Here is a 22,046-nt window from a genome sequence, read left to right on the forward strand (position 1 = left end):
TCCCGGCGTTGATCGCCGGTGAAGGGTCTTCTCGGTTTCCGGGCGCGTTCTGCGCCGGCCGCCTAGCTGTTCGGCCCGCGATCCATGCTGACCGGTTGCCAGCGGCGGAGCGCGGTGTTTTGCAGCACCGACGGATTGACACAGCTTACCGGCCACATGCCCTGAAGCACCAGTGACAATTCGTAGCCCACGCGGCGCTTGCGCGCCTCGTCGAACCGTGCCGAGGCGGAAGCGACATGGGCGGTCAGGGTCACGTTCTCCATGCCGAGCAGCGGATTGTTGTGCGAGGGCGGTTCCTTCTCCAGCACGTCGAGAGCGGCATGCGCGATCCAGCCCTCTTGCAGCGCCTTGATCAGGCTCTCCTCGTCCACCGTGGCGCCGCGCCCGGTGTTGATGAAGATCGAGCCCTTCTTCATCTGCCGGAAGTGCTTTTCGGTCAGCATGTGATGAACCTCGGGCCTTGCCGGCGCGTGCATCGAGACGAAGTCGGATTGCGAGAGCACCTCGTTCAGCGTCGCCGGAACGACGCCGTGGTCGTACATCAGCGTTTCCTGGATGAAGGGATCGTAGGCCATCATGCGCAGGCCGAAGGGCGCGGCGCGCTTCGCAACCGCGCGGGCCACGCGGCCGAACGAGATGAAGCCGAGCGTCTGACCCATCAGCCGCGGGACTTTGAGCAATGCCGGCCGGCCCTCGGCCCAGCGGCCGTCGCGCACCATGCGGTCCTGCTCGACCAGGCGGCGGAAGCCCGCGAGCAGCAGCATCATGGCGTGGTCGGCGACTTCCTCGATGAAGGTGTCGGGGATGTTGGTGACGGGAATGCCGCGCGCGGTGGCGGCCTTGACGTCGACGCTGTCGACGCCGACCGAGCCGAGCGTGATGACCTTGCAGTCCTGCAGGCTGTCGATGATGGTCTTGGTGATCGGGATGCCCTTGGCATAGATGGCGTCGGCGTGCTTCGCGGCGGCGATGAATTCGGCCTCGTTCGCGGGGGCCTCGACGATCTCGGCATCGATCGGATCGAGCGCCTCGCGCTCGTAGGAATAGTCGCTGCCCGCGACCGTGAAGCTCGCGCCCTTCGGCGTCACCACCCTGTATTTCGGCATTTTCTGCTCCCGATTTTGTTTTGTCGGTTTCTTGTCGTGACCCGCGCCTGTGAGCGGGCCTTTGCGTCTTTTACGCGAAATCGGCGCGAAGGCGTACAATTCCCGGTTGTCGGCCTGGAGATAAATTGCCGGTTTTCGCGGCGGATTCCGGGCTTCTACGGAGGCGCGTAAGTAACTTGCTAAGGGCTCTCACACTAAAAGTTGATTCGATTTTGATCGATTTGGTCGCGTGCCCGTATCCCTTATTGCCGGAGCCATCCCGTGAAGTTGAGCAATCTGAAGATCGCCCCCAAGCTTGGCATCCTTGTCGGCGTCACCTTGTTCGGCCTGTGCGTCTCCGGTGTCCTCGCCGGTTACCTGATGAAGCAGGAGATGGTGAGCGCGCGCATCGACCAGACCAAGGCGATCGTGGAAATGGCCCGCAACTACGCGGCCACGCTGATGAAGCGGGTCAATGCCGGCGAGATGACGAAGGAGGCCGCGCTGGCGGAACTCCGCCGCTACGGCAACGCCATGACCTACGACAAGGGTTCCGGCTATCTGTTCGGCACCACCTATGACGGCATCACGCAGCTCGCGCCCGATCCGAAGGTGATCGGTGCCAACCGCATGGAGGTCGAGACCAACGGGCGGAAGCTGTCCCGCGAGATCATGGACGGCGTCAAGGCGAACGGCGAGATCCTGCTGTTCTACGAATACATGAAGCCCGGCCAGGAGAAGCCGATCCGCAAGCTCGGCTACGCCGTCGCCGTCCCCGGCTTCGACATGTATCTCGGCACCGGCGCCTATCTCGAGGACATCGACCAGAAGATGGGCCCGGTCTACTGGCTGCTCGCCGTTGCCATGCTCGGCATCGTCATTGTTGCTGGCAGTGTCGCCTGGCTGATCGGCCGCAGCATCAGCCGGCCGCTCGCGCTGCTCGGCACCCGCATGAAGGAGCTTGCCGATGGCAGGCTCGAGGGTGATATCCCCGGCGTCGGCCGCGGTGACGAGATCGGCGCGATGGCTTCGACCGTCCAGATCTTCAAGGACAACGCGGTTCGCATCCGCGACCTGGAGAAGACCGAGGCCGATGCCACGGAGCGTGCCGCGGCGGAACGTCGCAGTGCGATGGAGGGCATCGCCAGCGACTTCGAACGCAGCGTCAACGGCATCGTCCGCTCGGTCTCCTCGGCTGCGGCCGGCATGCAGACCACGGCGCAGTCGATGACCGCGACCGCCAGCGACGCCAGCGCGCGCGCCGCCACCGTCGGCGCCGCCTCGCAAAAGGCTTCCGGCAATGTCGGCACGGTTGCCGCGGCCGCCGAAGAGCTGTCGAGCTCGGTTGCGGAAATCTCCCGCCAGGTGACGCGCTCGACGGAAGTCGCGAGCCGCGCCGTCAACGACGCCGAGCGCACCAATGCCACGGTGCAGGAGCTCTCCACCGGGGCCGAGAAGATCGGCGAGGTGGTCAAGCTCATTCATTCGATCGCGGCGCAGACCAACCTGCTGGCGCTCAACGCCACCATCGAGGCGGCGCGGGCCGGCGAGTCCGGCCGCGGCTTCGCCGTCGTCGCCTCCGAGGTCAAGGCACTGGCCAACCAGACCGCCAAGGCGACCGAGGAAATCTCGGCCCAGGTCGCGGCGATGCAGACCTCGACCAGCGATGCGGTCGCGGCGATCGGCGGCATCACCCAGACGATTGCGGAGATGAGCGAGATCACCGCGGGCATTTCCGCCTCGATCGAGCAGCAGGGCGAGGCCACGCGCGAGATCGCCCGCAACATCCAGTCGGTCGCGGCCGGCTCCAGCGAGATCAATGCGCACATCGGCAGCGTCACCTCCGCTGCGGAGGCAACCGGCACTGCCGCCTCGGACGTGCTCACCAATGCCCGCGAGCTGGACAACCAGTCCGGCGCACTGCGCAGCGCCGTCGACGGCTTCCTCGCCAAAGTGCGCGCGGCGTAAATTCTTGCGCTGAACTCGTAGGGTGGGCAAAGGCGCGTAAGCGCCGTGCCCACCTTTCTTCCGTATCCGTCGAGAACGTTGGTGGGCACGCTACGCTTTGCCCACCCTACGAGCTGAAATGTCGGTGGGCGCGCTCGCTTTGCCGACCCTGCGAAAGCTTGGGGCAGTCATTCCGGGGCGATGCGAAGCATCGAACCCGGAATCTCGAGATTCCGGGTTCGCGCTATGCGCGCCCCGGAATGACAGAGTTCACTGCTTCTCGATCTTCGCGTTCGTGATCAGCTTCTCCCACAGCACCAGCTGCTCGTTCACGAAGGTGCCGAGTTCCTCCGGCGTGCCGGAGAAGGCATCCATGCCGAGCGTGGCGAGCTGGGCCTTGATCTCCGGCTTCTCGACGATCTTCCGGATCTCGGCGTTGAGCCGCGTCACGATGTCCTTGGGCATGCCGGCCGGGCCGAAATAGCCCTGCCACGAGGAGATGTCGAAATCCGGCACGCCGGCCTCCTGCATCGAGGGCAGGTTGGGCATCAGTGGCGTGCGGTTCTTGGTGGTGACGGCGAGCGCGCGCAGCGCGTTGCCGTTGACATGCGGCAGGCCCGTCAGGATGTCCACGAACATCATCGAGACGCGCCCGCCCATGACATCGTTGAGCGCCGGCGGCGAGCTCTTGTAGGGCACGTGCAGGAGGTCGAGGCCCGCATTGTGCGCGAAGGTCGCACCCGACACGATCGCCGAGGACGAGCCCGAGGCGTAGCTCAGCTTGCCGGGATTGGCTTTGCCATAGGCGACGAGCTCGGCGACGGTCTTGGCCGGCACTTCGGGGTGAATGACCAGCATGAACGGCAAATCGCCGGTGCGCGCGATCGGGGTGAAATCCTTGACCGGATCGTAGGTCAGGCTCTTGAGCAGATAGGGATTGGCCGAATGCGTGGTGTTGGTGGTCACGAGCAGCGTGTAGCCGTCGGGTGCGGCGCGCGCGACATAGGTCGCGGCGATCATGCCATTGGCGCCGGCCTTGTTCTCGATCACGATGCCGACGCCGAGCGCCTGCGACAAATGCTGCGAGATCAGCCGCGTCGTGGTGTCGGTGCCGCTGCCGGCCGCGAACGGCAGTACGAGGGTGATGTTGCGGCTGGGGTAATTGTCGGCCTGTGCGGCGGTTGAGGCGGCGAGGCAGAGCGCGGCCGTGCCGATGCTGCGCAGGTTTCGAATCAACGCTGAAAGCATGTCTGGACGTTCCCTCTTTTTCGTTGGCCGGGAACCTAGCTGCTCTTCGCTAAAATCGGAAGACGGGAGTTGGTCGCCCGCTCTGCGGAATTACTTCACCGCGGAGCCCTGGCGTGATGCGATCACGACGCCGGCGAGCACCAGCGCGTAGCCGATCAGGTGAAACGGCTGGAGCTTTTCGCCGAGCAGCAGGATCGCCATCGCCGAGCCGAACACCGGCACCAGATGGAAGAACGGCGCGGCCCGGTTCGGCCCGATCAGCGCCACGCCGCGGTTGAAGAAGAGATAGGCGAGCGTGGAGGGGAAGATCAGGATGTAGCCCAGCGTCGCCAGCGTGACCGTGTCGAAGTGCAGCACGCTGCCGCTCCAGGCCTCCCAGATCGCGGTGGGCAGCAGCATCATCGCGCCGCAGCAGGTGGTGAAGGAGAGGAAGGAGAGCTGATGGATCTTCGGCCGGCGCGGAATGAAAGCCGAATAGAGCCCGAACGCCACCAGCGAGGAGGCGAACATGATGTCGCCCCTGTTGAAGCTGATGCTCGCGAGCGCGGCAAGATCGCCGCGCAGGATGATGATCAGCACGCCGAGAAGCGAGATCGCGATACCGGCGAGCTGCGCGGCCGTCAGCCGCACCCCGAACAGCACCAGCGACCACAACGCCACGAACAGCGGTCCGGCCGACTGGATCAGGAGCGCGTTGAGCGCCTCCGTGTATTGCAGCGCCCAGTACGAGATCGCGTTGTTGAAGGCAAAGCCCACCAGCGACAGGAACAGCATCAGCGGCAGGCTCCTGCGCAAGGCGGGCCAGTCGCGTTTCAGATGCGGCCAGGCGAACGGCAGGAGGATCAGGAATACGCCGAACCAGCGGATCGTGGTCACCGTCAGCGGCGGCACATGCGCGCCGACATGGCGCGCGATCACGATGTTGCCGGCCCAGAACAGCGAGCTCAGGCTCAGCAGCAGATAGGGCTGGTTGTTGAGCCAACTGGCCGGATTGGAGGCCGGTGGCGCGGGCGAAGCGATCGTCATTGGCGTCGGATACGAGCTTGCGCCGGATTCACGTTGCGGCACAAGCCACGCCGCCGCAATGCTACAATGCAGGCATGACCTGAGGAGGCGTCATTGGCGGTTAATATGTTGAACGCATTCCTCACATGTGGCGCGCTCTTCCCCTCTCCCCCTGTGGCAGAGGGTGGCTCGCCGCGTAGCGGCGAGACGGGTGAGGGGTCTCTCTCCGCGAGTTCGATTGTCATTAAGGCGTGCGGATAGATACCCCTCATCCGGCGCCATAGCCGAAGCTTCGCTTCGGCGTTCTTAAGAACGGCGGCCAAAGGCCGCCTATCCACCTTCTCCCGCAAGGGGAGAAGACCTAACTCGCCTGCTTTCTCGACGCCGCGAACACCCCTGACAGCACCAATGCAAAACCGATGAAGTGGAAGGCCTGCGGGCGCTCGCCGAGGAACGCCATCGCCATGATCGAGCCGAACACCGGCACGACGTGGAAGAACGGCGCGGCGCGGTTGGCGCCGATCAGCCGCACGCCGCGATTGAAGCAGAGATAGGCGAGTGTCGAGGGAAACACTGCCACATAGAACAGGGTCAGCAGGTTCGGCCCGTCGAGCGTCATCACGGGACGGGCGGACAATTCCCAGATCTCCAGCGGGATGAGACATGCGGCGCCGGCGCCGAAGGTGAAGGCGAGGAAGGACAGGCCGTGCATCGGCGGCCGCTTCAGCGACAGCACCGAATAGAGCGCGAAGATCAACAGCGCGACCATGAAGATGAGGTCGCCCTTGTTGAACTCGATGTTCGACAGCGTGGTGAAGTCGCCATGCAGCAGGATCGTCAGCACGCCGCACATCGACAGCAGCACGCCGAAGGCCTGTGCCGCGGTGAGTCGGATGCCGAGGATGACCAGCGACCACAGCGCCACCAGCAGCGGCGCAGCCGACTGCAGCAGCAGCGTGTTGAGCGCCTGGGTATGCTCCAGCGCCCAGTACTGCATCGTGTTGAACGCGCCGATGCCGGTGATCGAGAGCGTGATCATCAGGCCGAGCCTGCCGCGGATGGCGGGCCAGTCCTGCACGAGGTGCTTCCAGGCGAACGGCAGCACCAGCAGGAAGGCGAAGAACCAGCGCAGGAAGGACAGCGTGACTGGCGGGATGTGGCCGGCGGCGAGCCGGCCGACGATGGCGTTGCCGGCCCAGCACAGCGCGGTGATGCTGAGCAGCAGATAGGGCTGGTTGGCGATCCAGCTGTGACCGGATGTCTCGGTGCTCGTGGTCTGGCCGGTGGCGGACATCGTGATTGTTATGGCCCCGCGTCATGCGCCGCAGCCCCGGGCCCGGCGAGGTCCGGGCCGGCTCATAACCCGGCAGAGCTCAAAGACACGGAAATCGAGACTGCATCAACGGGGGGCGGACGCATCGCGACCATGCAGCGGCGGATATGGAGTCTCCTTGGGGTCTCACGCTTTGGTCGAAGCCGGTTCGCCGGCTGCGAACCTTTCAGGATTTTAAGGGGATATCAAAGGCTTGGGACGGGCTTTGGACCTCGAAAAAGCCGCGTTCTTGCTTGCCTAGAGGGGCTGCTTCCTTTATCCGGTTGGCTGCCTTGCGTGCGGGCGGCTTCGGCCGCCGATTGGGCTGGGCGCAGGCATGATCCCGGAAAAGTGGGCACCGGTTTTCCGCGAGGATCATGCCACTTAGAGACAGATTGCATAGGGATTACCCGCGAATGGCCAATGTTGTCGTCGTCGGCGCCCAGTGGGGCGACGAAGGGAAGGGCAAGATCGTCGACTGGTTGTCGGAGCAGGCGGACATCGTCGTCCGCTTCCAGGGCGGCCATAACGCCGGCCACACGCTGGTCATCAACGGCAAGACCTACAAGCTCGCGCTGCTGCCCTCCGGCGTGCTGCGCGATGGCAAGCTGTCGGTGATCGGCAATGGCGTGGTGTTCGATCCCGCCGCCTTCCTCGACGAGGTCACCAAGCTCAAGGCGCAGGGCGTCGATATCAGCCCTGACAACCTGCGCGTCGCGGAAAACGTCACCTTGATCCTGCCGCTGCACCGCGAGCTCGACGCGCACCGCGAATCCGCCAGCGCGGCGACCGCGATCGGCACGACGCGCCGCGGCATCGGCCCTGCCTATGAGGACAAGGTCGGTCGCCGCGCCATCCGCCTGATGGATCTTGCCGATCATCAGACGCTGCCGCACAAGATCGACCGCCTGCTGGCGCACCACAACGCGCTGCGCCGCGGCCTCAACCTGCCGGAATTCGACAGCGCGGTGATCCTGAAGGAGCTGATGGCGATGGCGCCGCAGCTTTTGCCCTATGCCGAAACGGTCTGGCGGCTGCTCGACATCAAGCGGCGTGAAGGCAAGCGCATGCTGTTCGAGGGCGCGCAGGGCGCGTTGCTCGATGTCGACCACGGCACTTACCCCTACGTCACCTCCTCCAACACGGTGGCGGCGCAGGCGGCGACCGGCGCGGGCCTCGGCCCCGGCGCGATCGGCTATGTGCTGGGCCTGTGCAAGGCCTATACGACCCGCGTCGGCCAGGGCCCGTTCCCGACCGAGCAGGACAACGACATCGGCCGCAAGATCGGCGAGCGCGGCCGCGAGTTCGGCACCAACACCGGCCGTCCGCGCCGCTGCGGCTGGTTCGATGCCGTCCTCGTCCGCCAGGCCGTTCGGACCTGCGGTATCAACGGGCTGGCACTCACGAAACTCGACATTCTCGACGGTTTCGATTCGATCGAGGTCTGCACCGGCTACAAGCTCGACGGCAAGGAGATCGACCATTTCCCGGCGGGCGAGGGCGCGCAAGGCCGGGTCGAGCCGATCTACGAGACCATCGAGGGCTGGAAGGAGCCGACCGCCAATGCACGGTCCTGGGCCGACCTGCCGGCCCAGGCCATCAAATATGTCCGCCGGATCGAGGAATTGGTGGGGTGCCCGGTCGCGCTGCTTTCCACCAGCCCCGAACGCGAAGATACTATCCTGGTGCAAAATCCGTTTGAGGCTTAACGATATCTTACCGGGACGCGCGTATAGTTGAGTAGAAATGGCTGATTACTATCCGCTGATCGCCCGCGCTATTGCCGCCCTGGACCCCAACGCTCCCGGCGAAAGCCGTCGCGCGCTCTATGAGCGGGCGCGCACGGCGCTGATCGCGCAGCTGCGCAGCGTGCAGCCGCCGCTCTCCGAATCCGAGATCACCCGCGAACGGCTGTCGCTGGAAGAGGCCGTCCGCAAGGTCGAATCCGAGGCCGCCCAGCGCGCCCGCGAGGCCGCGCGCCCCGGCGGGGGCGGGCGCAGCAGCGGCAGCGGCGATGCCTTCCGCCGGGCCAGCACCCGCGCCGCCGAGGGCAACGCGCCCGCATCTCAGACGGCTGCCCCGCTGCGCACGCGTCCGGCTCCGACGCCGCCGCGGGCCGACCGTCCGTCCCTTGGCGCCGAGGACCAGGGCGAGGCCCAGCGTCCGCCGCGCGCGCCGCGCTTCGACGCCCCGCGTCAGCCCGGCCCGTCCGCTCCGCCGCCCATGCCGGAGCCGCCGGCTGCACCAGCCGGACGCGCCGGCGCACGCCGTCCGCCGGATATCGGACCGCCGCCGCCGCTGCCGCCGGCGCCGGGCGTGCGCGGCTTCCGCGACATCACGGCGGATGCCAACGATCTCGGCGGCGCCGCCGCGCAGGCCAATCGTGCCGCGCGCCGCACCTATGCCAACGTGCCCTCGCCCTCGCCGGAATTCGACCGGCTGGAGCCGAGCTTGGAAAACCGCGTCGGCGAGCAGGACGCGCCCTATTCCTACGACGAGTCGATCGAGGAGGCCGAGCGTTACACGCCGCAGCCGCCCTCGCCGCGTCCGCGCATCGCGCCCGAGCGCGAGGCCAAGAAGCGCGCCCGCACCGGCTCCATGTTCCCGTTCAAGAGCGCGATCGCCGTCGGCATCGTGCTGATCCTGGTCGGCGCCGGTATTCTCTGGGGCAAGCAGCTGGTCCAGATCGTGAGCGGCCTGATCAAGTCATCGCCGACCCAGGTGGTGGAGGCGCCGAAGGATCCGGCCCAGCCGCAGAGCAAGCCGAAGATTCCCGATCGCGTCGGCCAGCCCTCGGCCAGCGACCAGCCGGTCGCGCCGGTGGCGCAGAAGGTCGTGCTCTATGACGAGGATCCGTCCGCCCCGAAGGGCAAGCAATATGTCGGCTCGGTGGTGTGGCGGCTCGAGCCGATCAAGGCGTCGGGCAACCAGAAGGCCGACGTCGCGGTGCGCGCCGACATCGAGATCCCCGACCGCAAGTTCAAGATGACGATGTCGTTCCGCCGCAACACCGAATCCTCGCTGCCGGCGAGCCACACCGCGGAGCTGACCTTCATCCTCCCGCCGGATTTTCCGGGCGGCAGCGTCTCCAACGTGCCGGGCATCCTGATGAAGTCGAACGAGCAGGCGCGCGGCACGCCGCTCGCTGGCCTCGCGGTCAAGGTCACCGACGGCTTCTTCCTGGTCGGCCTCTCCAATGTCGACGCCGACCGTGCCCGCAACGTCCAGCTCCTGAAGGAGCGCTCGTGGTTCGACGTGCCGCTGGTCTACGCCAACCAGCGCCGCGCCATCATCGCCATCGAGAAGGGCGCTCCGGGCGAGCGCGCCTTCAACGACGCGTTCGCCCAGTGGGGCGACTAAAGCCAAACGCTTCCGTCATTCCGGGGCGCGCGTAGCGCGAGCCCGGAATCCATTTCTCCTCATCACGCGTTGCGCGATGGATTCCGGGCTCGACGCTACGCGTCGCCCCGGAATGACATCCAGATGCGCCCCTACTGAGCGGCGGCTTCCCGCTTGCGCGCGGCGGCGGCCTCGCGATCCATCACCGCACGGCAGCCGGGGCTGACATGCGCCTTGTGTCGCACCATGCAGGCGGTGATCCGCGGGATGTCGGGAATCTCGCTGGAGCACAGCCGCATCGCATCGGCCGAGCACATCTGCTGTGCTTCGGACGTGAAGGCGAGGCCGGGCGATGTCTGGAATGCAATGGCGGTGGTGACGGCGAAAAGCGTTACGATGGTTTTGTAGCGTGTCATGCGGAATGGGTCCCCGAGTTCCATGGGCTTGAGCCACTTGATTTTGGGGCGCCGCACGCGGCTTGATCTGCCGCATGTCACAGCCTTCACGTCGGGAACTTTGGTCCCGCATGTGGTCGCTCGATTTCCTGATGTCCGAATCGAAAGTGCTGCGCCGCCCGAGCGAAGTATGCGCCATTGTCGAGCGGCTGCAATGGTCAGCATGAAGGAATTTGCAGGAATTTGCAGCTGTTGCGCGCACGTCACGCAAAAAGCAGGCGCGCGCGATCAGATCAGCCGATCGGAAGCTGCGCTCGCCTGTTCCTCATCGCTCGCGCCGAGCGCTGCAGCGTGTTCCTCGACGGCGGTGACGCCCTTTGCGGTGAGCTCGAACAGATCGCCGTCCTTCATCACGTAGCCTTCGGCGATCAATTGTCCCACCTTGCCTTGCCGATCGTCGGCGAAGGCCACGGACTGGCTGATGTCCCGCAGGATCGAGAGCTGTTCGTCGCGCAGCATGGCCTGGTCTCCGCTCGCCGGGGAGCCGTCCCCGTTCTCACATGCCGTGGCTTGCAAAGACCTTGCTGCAAGCCTTCGACAACTTGGCCCGGTTGGCTTGCAGGCAGCTCTGCACCGCCCCGTCATTGCCGAGTTCCTTGCGGCATAGCCGCGAGGCATCCCGCGAGCAGGCGTTCTGCTCCTGCGGCGTACCCTTGTGGCCTTGCGCGAGAGCCGGTGTGGTCGACAGGCCGCTCAGGGCTGTCAGGACCAGCGCCGCCAGAACGACGGATTTGCGGGACATCGAAACGACTCCAATCTGACTTCGGCGATCAATTTCAGGTTCAGTCAGAACTCGTCGCTGTGCCGGTTGTTCCCGTTCCGTCTTGGACCCGCTATCCAAGCTTGCTGCCGCGCTGCTATAGAAGTGGCGAAATCCGAGGGAAATTGATGAAACGCTACCTGGTGTTTGCGCTGGTCGGTCCATTCGTCGGCGGGTTCCTGCTGCTGCTGACCACGACCTACCAGTCCGGCTACTGGGCCCAGACCAGTCTTGGCGAGATCGGCAAGCTGTTCGCGGTGTTCTTCAAGACCCTGCAATACAGCTATCTCTTCGGCTTCCTGCCCGCGCTGATGATCGGCGCGGTCGACGACATCCTGCTCCATGTCAGGCGGATCGGTCCGGTGCTGCGGATGCTCCTGGTCGGCCTGTTCGCCTTCATCCTGGCCTCGCTGACCTACAGCTCGCGCGGGCCGGATTCGGGGGTGCTGCAGTTCGTCCTGTACGGCCTCGTCGGCTTCGTGCCGGCGGTGATTTCATCCTGGCTCGTGCATAGATATGTCGAGGAGCCGCGGCCGGCGGCGGCATCGACCTGAGCGCGCGACGTTCGGGCGCGGTGCGGCAACCTCCGCCGCGTTGGCGCGTTTTCCCTGAGGTCATGACCATGTCCGACGACGATATTCTTGCGCCCCATAGATCCCGTTCCGGGAGCCGTTCGCGCCCGGGCGGTGAAGCCCGTGGGCCGATCATCGACCAGGACGGACATGAGATCCGCCCGGAGACGCTCGACCAGGGCTTCCGCGAGTTTGCCTTCGAGTTCGGCAGGGACAATTCGTTCGCCGGCAACCCATTCGGCAATCTGACGCGCGAGCAGCGGATCGCGCGGATCGAGGCGATCGCCAAACTGCTCGACGTCGCCTTCATCCTGCCCGGCACCAACATCCGCTACGGCATCGACGGGCTGATCGGGCTGATCCCCGTCATCGGCGACATCATCACCACCGCGATTTCGCTATGGCTGGTGCGGGAGGCGAGGGCGCTCGGCGCGCCCTGGTACATCACCGCGCGCATGCTCGGCAACGTCGCCGTCGACGGCGTGGTCGGTCTGGTGCCGTTCGCGGGCGATGCCTTCGACGTCATGTTCCGCGCCAACATGCGCAACGTGCGCCTGCTCCGCCGCTGGCTCGACAAGCAGCCGCGGATCTGAGGCGTCTTTCTTCGCCTCTCCCCGCGTGCGGGGAGAGGCCGGCACGCGCAGCGTGGCGGGTGAGGGGGGTCTCCGCGAGACTTACTCTCACTTTGATTGCGGAGACCGACCCTCTCCCCGTAAGAACGGGGAGAGGGAGAAGAGACAGCACCCCCAAACGCAAAAAGCGCGACGGCCTTTCGGCCATCGCGCTTTCAGCGCACATCGGAGGCTTGCGCGGAAACTTATGCCGCGTCGGCGTCGGTGTTCGCGGCCGGCTCCGCCTTGCGGCGGCGAGGCAGCGGGAAGGCTTCGCTCTCATAGAGTGAGCGGATGCCGTTCTGGTCGAAGCGCGCTTCCTCGACCTGGAGATAGGCGCCGTTCAGCGAGTCCGTCGGCAACTGCTCCATCGCGAACTGCACGGCTTCGGCCGCGGTGCCGAACCGGCGATAGGTGAAGCCTGCGCGCTTCTTCTTGCGGATCGCGGCGGGAAACAGTTCGGCAGAGGTGTTGAAGTTGAACGGACGCAGTGGACGCATGGTCAAAGACCTCGTGATCTTCTCTGGGGCTTTAAGCGCGTGGGGTTTGGGGAGGGCAGAGGCCGCAATCGAGCGGGCCCGCCACACATGTCATTTTCGTCCTCTAATATAGGCCGTTTTGACAAAATTGCGACCCCCGCGATGCGAGATGATGAATCCGCGCATGGCAGCCCCGCGAGCCAAATAAACTAAGTAAAATCAATATCTTGTATGGCTTATAGCTTGCCGAGAAGCAGCAGCACGATCAGCACCACCAGCACGACGCCGCCGATCCCCATGCCGGAATGGCCCATCCCGTAGCCATAGCCGCCGATCCGGCCGGACAAGCCGCCGAGCAGATAGATGATCACCAGGATGATCAGGATGGTCCCGAGCGACATGGGCTCCTCCCTGATGGCCGCCAAATGCAACGATTGGCGCCGCCGCCAGCAGAGAAAAGCACATCGCGCCGCCGGGTTCCACGACGGAACCCGGCGGCGCCTGGCGTTTATTTAGGCTCGAGCTTCAGCGCCGCCGAGTTGATGCAGTAGCGCAGGCCCGTTGGCCCGGGGCCGTCGGGGAAGACATGGCCGAGATGGCCGCTGCACTTGGCGCAGAGCACCTCGGTGCGGACCATGCCGTGGCTGGTGTCCCGCTCCTCGTCGATATGGCTCTCGACGGCGGGCTGGGTGAAGCTCGGCCAGCCGCAGCCGGAATCGAACTTGGCGTCGGACTCGAACAGCACATTGCCGCAGCCGGCGCAGACGTAGGTGCCGGCGCGATGGTCGTGCTCATATTCGCCGGAGAAGGGACGCTCGGTCGCCTTCTCGCGCAGCACCGCGTACTGCATCGGCGTCAGTTCGCGCCGCCATTGCTCTTCGCTCTTGAGGACCTTGTCGTCGGTGGTCTTGGTATCGGGCATGGGTCTCCCGTTCTTTCGATGATCTCGCGATCAGTTGGTGGCCTTGCTGGCACTCACCAGCGTCGGCTTCTCGATGTAGTTATCCGCGAACAGTTTTTTCAGGTTCTCGACCTTCGGGATATCGTTGTAGGCGATGTAGGGCTGGTTCGGGTGCAGCGTCAGATAGTCCTGGTGATAGGCCTCCGCCGGATAGAACGCTTCCAGCGCTCCGACCTTGGTCACGATCGGCTTCTTGAAGACCTGGGCCGCGTTGAGCTGGGCGATATAGGCGTCCGCGACCTTCTTCTGCTCGTCGGAAGTGGTGAAGATCGCCGAGCGATATTGCGTGCCGACATCGGGGCCCTGGCGGTTGAGCTGGGTCGGATCGTGCACCACCGAGAAGTAGATCTGGAGGATCTTGCCGTAGGAGATCTTCTTCGGGTCGTACTTGATCTCGACGGATTCGGCGTGGCCGGTGCGGCCGCTCGAGACCGTCTGGTAGTCGGCCGTCGCCTTGGTGCCGCCGGCATAGCCGGAGACCGCATTGACGACCCCTGCGGTGTGCTGGAATACGCCCTGCACGCCCCAGAAGCAGCCGCCGGCGACGACGGCGGTCTGGATACCGCTCGCGGGCGCCGCGTCCATGGCGGGGGCGGGGATCACGACCGCGTCCTCCGCGGCCCGGGATGGCACGGCAAAGGCCAGCGACAATGCGGCGGTGGCGGCGAGCAGCGACAGGAGAGCGGGGCGGCGCATGGCGGATCCTCTTTCGGAAGGCCTGACAGTCTAGGGCGGTTGGCGCCGGGCGAACAGTCGGCCCCGCCGCGTTTTCGTATCGTCCGAGATACGGACGGAGGCGGCGATTGTTACGGCGGGACGGACACGAGTCTGTGAAAATAAGTCGCAGGACAGCCCCGCCGCCGCGCCGCTTGGCGGGATCAGGATGATCGACATAAAGTGGTGGCTGGAGCTGATCTGACAACATGCTGCGCGTCGTTTTCCCGGTCCTCGCCGCCATGCTCGCCGTCCTGGCTGTCTGCACCTCGTTCGCCGCGGCCGAGCCGCAAGCCGGCGACGACCTCGCCATTTGCCGTGATCGCCAGGCGGATGCGCAGGCTCGCGCGATCGCCTGCGACAATTTGTTGAAGGCCGACAAGGTCATCGGCAAGGACAAGGCGATCGCGCTGTCCGTGCGCGGCAACACCCTGATCACCAAGCGCGACTACGTCCACGCCATCGAGACCTTGTCCATGGCTGTCGACCTCGATCCGGACTACGTCATTGCGCTCAACCTGCGCGGCCTCGCCCATGAGCGCAGGGGCGAGGACGACCTCGCGATGGCCGACTACAACCTCGCGCTCCAGAAGCGCCCGACCTACGGTGTCCCCTACAACAATCGCGGCGTCATCCAGGCGCGCCGGGGCGCGCTGCAAAGTGCACTCGACGATTTCAACCTCTCGATCAAATACACGCCGAAATTCCTGCTCGGCTGGACCAACCGCGCCCGCCTGCGCACGCTGACGAAGGATTTCAACGGCGCGCTCGCCGACTTCGCCGAAGCCGAGAAGATCGATCCGACCGCGCCGCAGATCGCCAGCAATCGCTGCATCACCTACGGCATGATGGGCAAGTACGACCAGGCCTTTGCCGACTGCAACGGCCTGATCGAGAAGCAGCCGAAGAACGTGTACGCGATCAACAATCGCGCCGACGTCAACATGATGAAGGGCGATCTCGACGCCGCGTTGAAGGACTACAACACGGCCATCCAGATCAACCCGAACAATGTCCGCGCCCATTCCGGTCGCGGCCAGATCTACGAGCGCAGGAAGGATCTCGCCCAGGCCCGCGCCGATTATCGCGCCGCGGCCTACTCGCTGACGAAGTTCGACGAGACCGACGTCGCGCGCGCCCGCGCCATCGCGCAGGAGCGGCTCGCCGCGCTGACGCCGCAGGCGGCGGCGACCGGCCGCCGCATCGCGCTGGTGATCGGCAACGGCGCCTACAAGAACGTGCACGCTCTGCCCAATCCGCCGCGCGACTCGAAATTGATCGCCGGCGTGCTGCACGATGTCGGCTTCCAGACCGTGATATCCGTCAGCGATCTCACCCGCGACAAATTCTTCGAAGCGTTGCAGACGTTCGCGGCCGAAGCGGAGAAGGCGGACTGGGCGGTGGTCTATTACGCCGGCCACGGTTTCGAGATCGGCGGGGTGAACTATCTCGTTCCCGTCGACGCCAGGCTTGCCGCCGACCGGGATGCCGAAACTCAGGCCATCGCGCTGGAGCAGGTGATCGCCGCGGTCGGCGCCGCGCGAAAGGTGCGTCTCGTGGTCCTCGATGCCTGCCGCGACAATCCGTTCGCGCCGACCATGCAGCGCACGCTGTCGCTGAAACTGGTCGACAAGGGCTTTTCCAACATCGAGCCCGGTGCCGGTTTCATGGTGGTCTACGCCGCCAAGCACGGCGAGACCGCGATGGATGGCGACGGCAGCGCCAACAGCCCGTTCGCCACCGCGCTTGCCCGCGAGATCAAGCAGCCGCGCGTCGAGATCCGAAAGCTGTTCGACATCGTCCGCGACGACGTCTGGGCCGCCACCAAGCACGAGCAGCAGCCGTTCACATACGGCTCGCCGCCGGGACGTGAGGATTTTTATTTTGTCGCGGGGAAGTGAGGGCTGCGTGTAGGACGTGATGGCGTTGCCTCAATCTCCGCTGTCGTCGCCGCGAACGCGGGGACCCATAACCCCGGGGAGACGTGTGGGGCAAAGCTCCCACTCCGAGTCTTCGCCAAACATCTCCCTGTGGGTATGGGTTCCGGATCTGCGCTTCGCTTGTCCGGGACGACGGTGGGGTGTAGCCCGCATGAGCGAAGCGACATGCGGGGCCTAATATCCCGGATATCGCTTGCGCTCATCCGGGCTACAGCAGTCTCACACGACGATACTCAACCGTTTCGCCGCGCGCGTGATCCCCGTGTACAGCCAGCGTGCCCTGGAATCCTGAAACGCAAAGCTCTCGTCGAACAGCACGACGTCGTCCCATTGCGAGCCCTGCGATTTGTGTACGGTCAGCACGTAGCCGTAGTCGAACTCGTCATAGGGCTTGCGCTGCTCCCAGGCGATCTGCTCGACGCCGCCCTCGAAGCAGTCGGCGCGCACGGAGACCTTGGTCACCTTGTGGCCGAAATCCTCGTCCGGCGACAGCCGCATGGAGAGGATGCGCGATTTCGAGCGCGAGGTGTTGCGCGACTTCACGCGCCACAGGCCGCCGTTGAACAGGCCCTTCTTGCGGTTGTTGCGCAGGCATACCAGCTTGTCGCCGGCGACCGGAAAGGCGTCCTCGATGTTCTGGCGCTGGCGCACGCGCATGTTGTAGGCGCGTCGGGTGTTGTTGCGGCCGACCAGGACCTGGTCGGCGCCCATGACGCGGTCGGGGTCGAGCTCCTTGCGCGACACCACCTCGCTCTCGCCGTAGCGGCCGATGTCGAGCTCGCGTCCCTCGCGGACGTCCATCGACATCCGCACGATCGGGTCGTCCTGGGCCTGGCGGTGCACCTCGGTCAGCATCGCGTCGGGCTCGGTGTTGGTGAAGAAGCCGCCGCCCTGGATCGGCGGCAACTGGGCGGGGTCGCCGAGCACCAGCAGCGGGCAATCGAACGACATCAGGTCGCGGCCGAGCTCCGCGTCGACCATCGAGCATTCGTCGATCACGATCAGCTTGGCCTTGGAGGCCGGTGCGTCGTCCCACAGTTCGAAGCTCGGCTGCTCCTCGCCGGATTCGCGGGCGCGGTAGATCAGGGAATGGATGGTCGAGGCCTCGTCGCAGCCCTTGTTGCGCATGACCAGCGCGGCCTTGCCGGTAAAGGCGGCGAATTTCACCTCGCCGTCGACGCCCTCGGCGATGTGCCGCGCCAGCGTGGTCTTGCCGGTGCCGGCAAAGCCGAACAGGCGGAAGATCGGCGGCGTGCCGCCTCGTCCGGGTTTTGCTTTCAGCCAGTCGCCAACGGCCTTGAGCGCGGCGTCCTGATGCGGGGTGAACGTGGCCATGTCTGTCTTGAGAGGTGCGAAACGAAACGATTCGCCATCCCCCAAAACTAACCATTCGCCCCGCCGGTTCAAGCGCAGGGCAATCGCATTTGCAGGCCATTTCCCTGCGGCCCATCCTTCGAGACGCCCGCCTTCGGCGGGCCCTCAGGATGAGCGGAGTGCGCGGGAGCAATTTCGGCGAGCAAGGGTGCCAGTCAGCCTCATCCTGAGGAGGCTGCGAAGCAGCCGTCTCGAAGGACGAGGCGTTTGCTCAGACCCCGCCAAATGCAGGCCACCCTACTGCCAGCCGGGAACGCCGCGCATGTCGGGCAATTGGTGGGCGATGCCCTTGTGGCAGTCGATGCAGGTCTTTTCCTTGGTGAACAGGAAGCGCTGGTGCGCCACCGCGGCCCGCGGTGACTGCTTGGTGATGTCCATGGAATCGGCGCTGTGGCAGTTGCGGCATTCCAGCGAATCGTTGGCCTTGAAGCGCGCCCATTCGTGCGCCGCCAGCTCGAGCCGGTGATCGAGGAATTTCTCCCTTGTGTCGATCGTGCCGAAGATCTTGCCCCAGACCTCCTTGGAGGCCTGCATCTTGCGCGCGATCTTGTCGGTCCAGTTGTGCGGCACGTGGCAATCCGGGCAGGTGGCGCGCACGCCGGAGCGGTTGGTGAAGTGGATGGTCGACTTCAGCTCGGCGTAGACGTTGTCCTTCATCTCGTGGCAGCCGGTGCAGAATTTTTCGGTGTTGGTGATCTCCAGCGCGGTGTTGAAACCGCCCCAGAAGATCACGCCGGCTATGAAGCCAGCGAGCACCAGTGTGCCCAATGCGAACACCGAGCTCGGCCGCGTCAGCACGCCCCAAAGCTCGAGCGCGAAGTCCCAGCTTCGCGCGATGAAGCCGCGCTTGGCCTTCTTCTGCTCCAGCTTTTCATTGGGCCCGTCAGCAGTCGTCGTCATCGGCGGCCACCGGGACTTGCGCGCGAGAGCAGCGTGTCGATGTCGGTGAAGTCGTTGCTGACGGGCGGATTGGCGGTGTTCTGCGGCACGTGGCATTCCGTGCAGAAGAAGCGGCGCGGCGAGATCGAGGCCAGGAACTGGCCATCGCGGTCCATGAAGTGCGTGATCGAGACCATCGGCGCCTGCGATTCCGCGGTGCGCGCCCGCGCGTGGCAGGACAGGCATTTGTTGCCGTTGAGGTCGATCTGATAACCGTCGATCGTATGCGGGATCACCGGCGGCTGCTCCGGATAGTTGCGCACTTCCTTCTCGGAGGTGTTGCGGTTCGGCAGCATCGGCGGCGCCGGGCCCTCGTCATTGAGCGGCGCCGGGCCGCGCAGGCCCGAAGTGATCGTCTGCGCGGTCAGCGAGCTCGCACCCGCGGCGATCGCGAAGGCGAGCAGGACGATTGCGGATCGTTTCATCATGACAGGCTCACCCGCTCGATGCGCACGGCGCACTTCTTGAAGTCGGTTTGCAGCGAGATCGGATCGGTGGCGTCCAGCGTCACCTTGTTGATCAGCTTGGATTCGTCGAACCACGGCACGAACACGAGGCCGCGCGGCGGCCGGTCGCGGCCGCGCGTCTCGACGCGGGCGCGGATGAAGCCGCGGCGCGACACCACCTTCACCTCGTCGCCGCGGCGAAGCTTCGCTTCCTGCGCATCGTCCGGATGCATGAAGCAGACGGCTTCCGGAAACGCCCTGTAGAGCTCGGGGACGCGGCGCGTCATGGTGCCGGAATGCCAGTGCTCCAGCACGCGGCCGGTCGAGAGCCAGAGCGGATATTCGTTGTCGGGCGATTCCGCCGGCGGCTCGTAGGGCAGCGCGAAGATGCGCGCCTTGCCGTCGGGGTAGCCGTAGAACTGCACGTCGGTGCCCTGCTTGACGTAGGGATCGCTGCCTTCGCGGAAACGCCATTTCGTCTCCTGGCCGTTGACCACCGGCCAGCGCAGGCCGCGCTCGCGGTGATAGCTTTCGAACGGCGCGAGGTCGTGGCCATGGCCGCGGCCGAACGAGGCGTATTCCTCGAACAGCCCCTTCTGCACGTAGAAGCCGAACGCCTTGGATTCCTCGTTGGCGTAGCCTGCCTCGATCTCCGTGGTCGGGAATTTGTCGACCTGGCCATTCTTGTAGAGCACGTCGAACAGGGTCTTGCCGCGAACCTCCGGCTTCTTGGCGATCAGCTCTTCCGGCCACACCTCCTCGATCTTGAAGCGTTTTGAAAATTCCATGAGCTGCCACAGGTCGGACTTCGCTTCGCCCGGGGCAGTCACAAGCTGGTGCCAGAACTGCGTGCGCCGCTCGGCATTGCCATAGGCGCCTTCCTTCTCCACCCACATCGCGGTCGGCAGGATCAAATCGGCGGCGAGCGCCGTCACCGTCGGATAGGCATCCGAGACCACGATGAAATTGTCGGGGTTGCGGAAGCCCGGATAGGTCTCTTCGTTGACGTTCGGGCCGGCCTGGAGGTTGTTGTTGACCTGCACCCAATAGGCGTTGATCAGGCCGTCCTTCAGCATCCGGCTTTGCAGCACGGCGTGTGCGCCGTTCTTGTCGGGGATGGTGCCTTCGGGCAGCTTCCAGATGTGCTCGGCGTGGTCGCGATGCGCCTTGTTGGTCACGACCATGTCGGCGGGGAGGCGGTGCGAGAAGGTGCCGACCTCGCGCGCGGTGCCGCAGGCCGAAGGCTGGCCGGTCAGCGAGAACGGGCTGTTGCCCGGCGCGGAGATCTTCCCGGTCAGAAGATGGATGTTGTAGACGAGGTTGTTGCACCAGACGCCGCGGGTGTGCTGGTTGAAGCCCATGGTCCAGAACGAGACCACCTTGGTCTTGGGATCGGCATAGAGCTCGGCGAGCGCCTCCAGCCGGTTGAGCGGCACGCCGGACATCTCGGCCGCCTTCTCCAGCGTGTACTCCGACACGAACTTGACGAACTCGTCATAGCTCATGTCGGTGGAGTCGTTGGGCTTCGCCGCGCCCGTCGCCTTCTTCTGCAGCGGATGCTCGGGTCTGAGGCCATAACCGATGTCGGTCTGGCCGCGCTTGAACACGGTATGGGCGGCGACGAAGTCCTTGTTGACCCGGCCGGTCTTGATGATGTGGTTGGCGATGGCGTTGAGGATGTAGAGATCGGTCTGCGGCTTGAACACCATGCCGATGTCGGCAAGGTCGAAGGAGCGGTGCTCGAAGGTCGAGAGCACGGCGACGCGGACGTGCGGCGCGGACAGCCGTCGGTCGGCGAGGCGGGTCCACAGGATGGGATGCATCTCCGCCATGTTGGAGCCCCACAGCACGAAGGCATCGGTGGCCTCGATGTCGTCATAGCAGCCGGCCGGCTCGTCGATGCCGAAGGTGCGCATCATGCCGGCGACGGCGGACGCCATGCAGTGCCGCGCATTGGGATCGATGTTGTTGGTGCGGAATCCGGCCTTGAACAGCTTCGAGGCCGCATAGCCTTCCCAGATCGTCCACTGGCCGGAGCCGAACATGGCGACGCCGTTCGGCCCGCGCTTCTTCATCGCCTCCTTCCACTTCAGCTCCATGATGTCGAAGGCTTCGGTCCAGGACACCGGCGTGAAGTCGCCGTTCTTGTCGTATTTGCCGTTCGACTTGCGCAGCATCGGCTGCGTCAGGCGGTCGTGGCCGTACATGATCTTGGAGAGGAAGTAGCCCTTGACGCAGTTGAGGCCGCGATTGACCTCGGCCTTGATGTCGCCATGGGTGGCGACGACCCGATTGTCCTTGGTCGCGACCATCACCGAGCAGCCGGTGCCGCAGAAGCGGCAGGCGGCCTTGTCCCACTTCATTTCGCTGTTGTCGCGTTCGGTGACGAGATTGGCGGCGAGCGCTGGTGCCGACATGCCCGCGGCAGCCGCCGCGATGGCGGCGGCCTCGAGCTTCAGCATCTGGCGGCGGTCGAGCTTTGGCGAGGTCATGATGGCTCTTCCTGACTCAGGCGGTTTCGATGGCATGGAAGACGAGTGCTGCCGAATAGACGTCCGGCAGCGACTGGATGGTGTTGAGCATGGTGCCGAGGCTGCCGGCGTCAGGCGCTTCGGTGACGACGACGAGCTTGCCGCGCGCATCGCGGCCGTGAATCTCGCAGCCGGGCAGCGCGGTGATCTCGGCTTCGACCTCGGCAAGCCGCTCGGGGCGCGCCTGCACGATGATGCTGGCGATTTCGCAGCCCGGTGGCGGCACGATGCGGTCGGTGCTGAGCACCCGGCCGGTGATCAAGGCGCGGCGGTTGAGTGTGGCTTGAGACATGATGCCTGTCTTTCGCTGTTCGAGATCAATGCGGGG

The 22,046-nt window shown here is 65.2% G+C and carries 22 protein-coding genes; 6 read left to right on the forward strand and 16 right to left on the reverse strand.

Translation table 11 applies throughout. The annotated features are described in order from the left end of the window. Nucleotides 1–62: 62 nt before the first annotated feature. Nucleotides 63–1,106, reverse strand: a complete 1,044-nt coding sequence (locus GPL20_RS30185) for a C-terminal binding protein (protein ID WP_157334582.1) — start codon at nucleotides 1,104–1,106, stop codon at nucleotides 63–65. A 261-nt stretch (nucleotides 1,107–1,367) separates the two neighbouring features. Here GPL20_RS30185 and GPL20_RS30190 point away from each other — a divergent pair, with 261 nt between their 5' ends. Continuing rightward, nucleotides 1,368–3,053 carry a methyl-accepting chemotaxis protein gene (locus tag GPL20_RS30190; protein ID WP_254124895.1) on the forward strand — a complete coding sequence of 562 codons (1,686 nt, stop codon included), beginning with the start codon at nucleotides 1,368–1,370 and terminating at the stop codon, nucleotides 3,051–3,053. Nucleotides 3,054–3,302: 249 nt separating this feature from the next. On the opposite strand, the gene GPL20_RS30195 is transcribed toward GPL20_RS30190, so the two are convergent. The 3 genes from GPL20_RS30195 to GPL20_RS30205 form a co-directional block, all read right to left on the reverse strand. Further along, nucleotides 3,303–4,280, reverse strand: coding sequence for a Bug family tripartite tricarboxylate transporter substrate binding protein (locus tag GPL20_RS30195; protein WP_157334584.1), 978 nt, complete (start codon nucleotides 4,278–4,280; stop codon nucleotides 3,303–3,305). Nucleotides 4,281–4,370: 90 nt separating this feature from the next. Next, nucleotides 4,371–5,306 (reverse strand): DMT family transporter, encoded by a 936-nt coding sequence (locus GPL20_RS30200; RefSeq protein ID WP_157334586.1) that lies wholly within the window; start codon nucleotides 5,304–5,306, stop codon nucleotides 4,371–4,373. A 340-nt stretch (nucleotides 5,307–5,646) separates the two neighbouring features. Next, on the reverse strand, nucleotides 5,647–6,579 hold the full coding sequence (locus tag GPL20_RS30205) for a DMT family transporter (protein WP_157334588.1): 933 nt from the start codon (nucleotides 6,577–6,579) through the stop codon (nucleotides 5,647–5,649). 434 nt (nucleotides 6,580–7,013) lie between these two features. Here GPL20_RS30205 and GPL20_RS30210 point away from each other — a divergent pair, with 434 nt between their 5' ends. Both GPL20_RS30210 and GPL20_RS30215 read left to right on the forward strand, forming a co-directional pair. Then, nucleotides 7,014–8,306, forward strand: a complete 1,293-nt coding sequence (locus GPL20_RS30210; RefSeq protein WP_157334590.1) for an adenylosuccinate synthase — start codon at nucleotides 7,014–7,016, stop codon at nucleotides 8,304–8,306. A 37-nt stretch (nucleotides 8,307–8,343) separates the two neighbouring features. Then, nucleotides 8,344–9,957 (forward strand): hypothetical protein, encoded by a 1,614-nt coding sequence (locus tag GPL20_RS30215; RefSeq protein ID WP_157334592.1) that lies wholly within the window; start codon nucleotides 8,344–8,346, stop codon nucleotides 9,955–9,957. A 131-nt stretch (nucleotides 9,958–10,088) separates the two neighbouring features. Here the strand turns inward: GPL20_RS30215 and GPL20_RS39045 are convergent, their stop codons facing one another. The 3 genes from GPL20_RS39045 to GPL20_RS30230 form a co-directional block, all read right to left on the reverse strand. Next, complete coding sequence (locus GPL20_RS39045) at nucleotides 10,089–10,352, reverse strand: hypothetical protein (RefSeq protein WP_167533286.1); 264 nt, start codon at nucleotides 10,350–10,352, stop codon at nucleotides 10,089–10,091. Between the two features lie 267 nt (nucleotides 10,353–10,619). Continuing rightward, the gene (locus tag GPL20_RS30225; RefSeq protein WP_157334594.1) at nucleotides 10,620–10,850 is read right to left on the reverse strand and encodes a hypothetical protein; all 231 of its coding nucleotides are present in this window, start codon (nucleotides 10,848–10,850) and stop codon (nucleotides 10,620–10,622) included. A 37-nt stretch (nucleotides 10,851–10,887) separates the two neighbouring features. Next, nucleotides 10,888–11,133, reverse strand: a complete 246-nt coding sequence (locus GPL20_RS30230) for a hypothetical protein (RefSeq protein ID WP_157334596.1) — start codon at nucleotides 11,131–11,133, stop codon at nucleotides 10,888–10,890. A gap of 146 nt (nucleotides 11,134–11,279) precedes the next feature. On the opposite strand from GPL20_RS30230, the gene GPL20_RS30235 reads away from it, so the two are divergent. Both GPL20_RS30235 and GPL20_RS30240 read left to right on the forward strand, forming a co-directional pair. Next, nucleotides 11,280–11,705 carry a DUF5413 family protein gene (locus GPL20_RS30235; protein ID WP_157334598.1) on the forward strand — a complete coding sequence of 142 codons (426 nt, stop codon included), beginning with the start codon at nucleotides 11,280–11,282 and terminating at the stop codon, nucleotides 11,703–11,705. 62 nt (nucleotides 11,706–11,767) lie between these two features. Then, a complete protein-coding gene (locus GPL20_RS30240; protein ID WP_157334600.1) occupies nucleotides 11,768–12,316 on the forward strand; it encodes a DUF4112 domain-containing protein in 549 nt (182 codons plus the stop codon). Nucleotides 12,317–12,540: 224 nt separating this feature from the next. On the opposite strand, the gene GPL20_RS30245 is transcribed toward GPL20_RS30240, so the two are convergent. The 4 genes from GPL20_RS30245 to msrA form a co-directional block, all read right to left on the reverse strand. Further along, the gene (locus GPL20_RS30245) at nucleotides 12,541–12,834 is read right to left on the reverse strand and encodes a hypothetical protein (RefSeq protein WP_157334602.1); all 294 of its coding nucleotides are present in this window, start codon (nucleotides 12,832–12,834) and stop codon (nucleotides 12,541–12,543) included. Nucleotides 12,835–13,049: 215 nt separating this feature from the next. After that, nucleotides 13,050–13,214, reverse strand: a complete 165-nt coding sequence (locus GPL20_RS30250; RefSeq protein WP_167533287.1) for a DUF3309 family protein — start codon at nucleotides 13,212–13,214, stop codon at nucleotides 13,050–13,052. A 107-nt stretch (nucleotides 13,215–13,321) separates the two neighbouring features. Further along, complete coding sequence (gene msrB / locus GPL20_RS30255) at nucleotides 13,322–13,735, reverse strand: peptide-methionine (R)-S-oxide reductase MsrB (protein ID WP_157334604.1); 414 nt, start codon at nucleotides 13,733–13,735, stop codon at nucleotides 13,322–13,324. Nucleotides 13,736–13,765: 30 nt separating this feature from the next. Continuing rightward, nucleotides 13,766–14,470 carry a peptide-methionine (S)-S-oxide reductase MsrA gene (msrA, locus tag GPL20_RS30260; RefSeq protein ID WP_157334606.1) on the reverse strand — a complete coding sequence of 235 codons (705 nt, stop codon included), beginning with the start codon at nucleotides 14,468–14,470 and terminating at the stop codon, nucleotides 13,766–13,768. Between the two features lie 227 nt (nucleotides 14,471–14,697). Here msrA and GPL20_RS30265 point away from each other — a divergent pair, with 227 nt between their 5' ends. After that, complete coding sequence (locus GPL20_RS30265; protein WP_157334608.1) at nucleotides 14,698–16,389, forward strand: caspase family protein; 1,692 nt, start codon at nucleotides 14,698–14,700, stop codon at nucleotides 16,387–16,389. 258 nt (nucleotides 16,390–16,647) lie between these two features. Here GPL20_RS30265 and GPL20_RS30270 read toward each other — a convergent pair whose 3' ends face one another. From GPL20_RS30270 to GPL20_RS30290, 5 genes are all read right to left on the reverse strand, one after another. Continuing rightward, nucleotides 16,648–17,763: an ATP-dependent DNA helicase gene (locus tag GPL20_RS30270; protein WP_092302857.1), complete on the reverse strand. Its 1,116-nt coding sequence runs from the start codon at nucleotides 17,761–17,763 to the stop codon at nucleotides 16,648–16,650. Between the two features lie 276 nt (nucleotides 17,764–18,039). Further along, nucleotides 18,040–18,702, reverse strand: coding sequence for a NapC/NirT family cytochrome c (locus GPL20_RS30275; RefSeq protein ID WP_157334610.1), 663 nt, complete (start codon nucleotides 18,700–18,702; stop codon nucleotides 18,040–18,042). Continuing rightward, the gene (locus GPL20_RS30280; RefSeq protein ID WP_157334612.1) at nucleotides 18,699–19,169 is read right to left on the reverse strand and encodes a nitrate reductase cytochrome c-type subunit; all 471 of its coding nucleotides are present in this window, start codon (nucleotides 19,167–19,169) and stop codon (nucleotides 18,699–18,701) included. Before GPL20_RS30280 ends, GPL20_RS30275 begins: the two co-directional genes overlap by 4 nt. Further along, nucleotides 19,166–21,679 carry a nitrate reductase catalytic subunit NapA gene (gene napA / locus GPL20_RS30285; RefSeq protein WP_157334614.1) on the reverse strand — a complete coding sequence of 838 codons (2,514 nt, stop codon included), beginning with the start codon at nucleotides 21,677–21,679 and terminating at the stop codon, nucleotides 19,166–19,168. Before napA ends, GPL20_RS30280 begins: the two co-directional genes overlap by 4 nt. Before the next feature lie 16 nt (nucleotides 21,680–21,695). Then, on the reverse strand, nucleotides 21,696–22,010 hold the full coding sequence (locus GPL20_RS30290; RefSeq protein ID WP_157334616.1) for a chaperone NapD: 315 nt from the start codon (nucleotides 22,008–22,010) through the stop codon (nucleotides 21,696–21,698). Between the last annotated feature and the right edge of the window lie 36 nt (nucleotides 22,011–22,046).

Source organism: Bradyrhizobium cajani (assembly GCF_009759665.1).
In the GTDB taxonomy this organism is placed as follows: Bacteria; Pseudomonadota; Alphaproteobacteria; order Rhizobiales; family Xanthobacteraceae; genus Bradyrhizobium; species Bradyrhizobium cajani.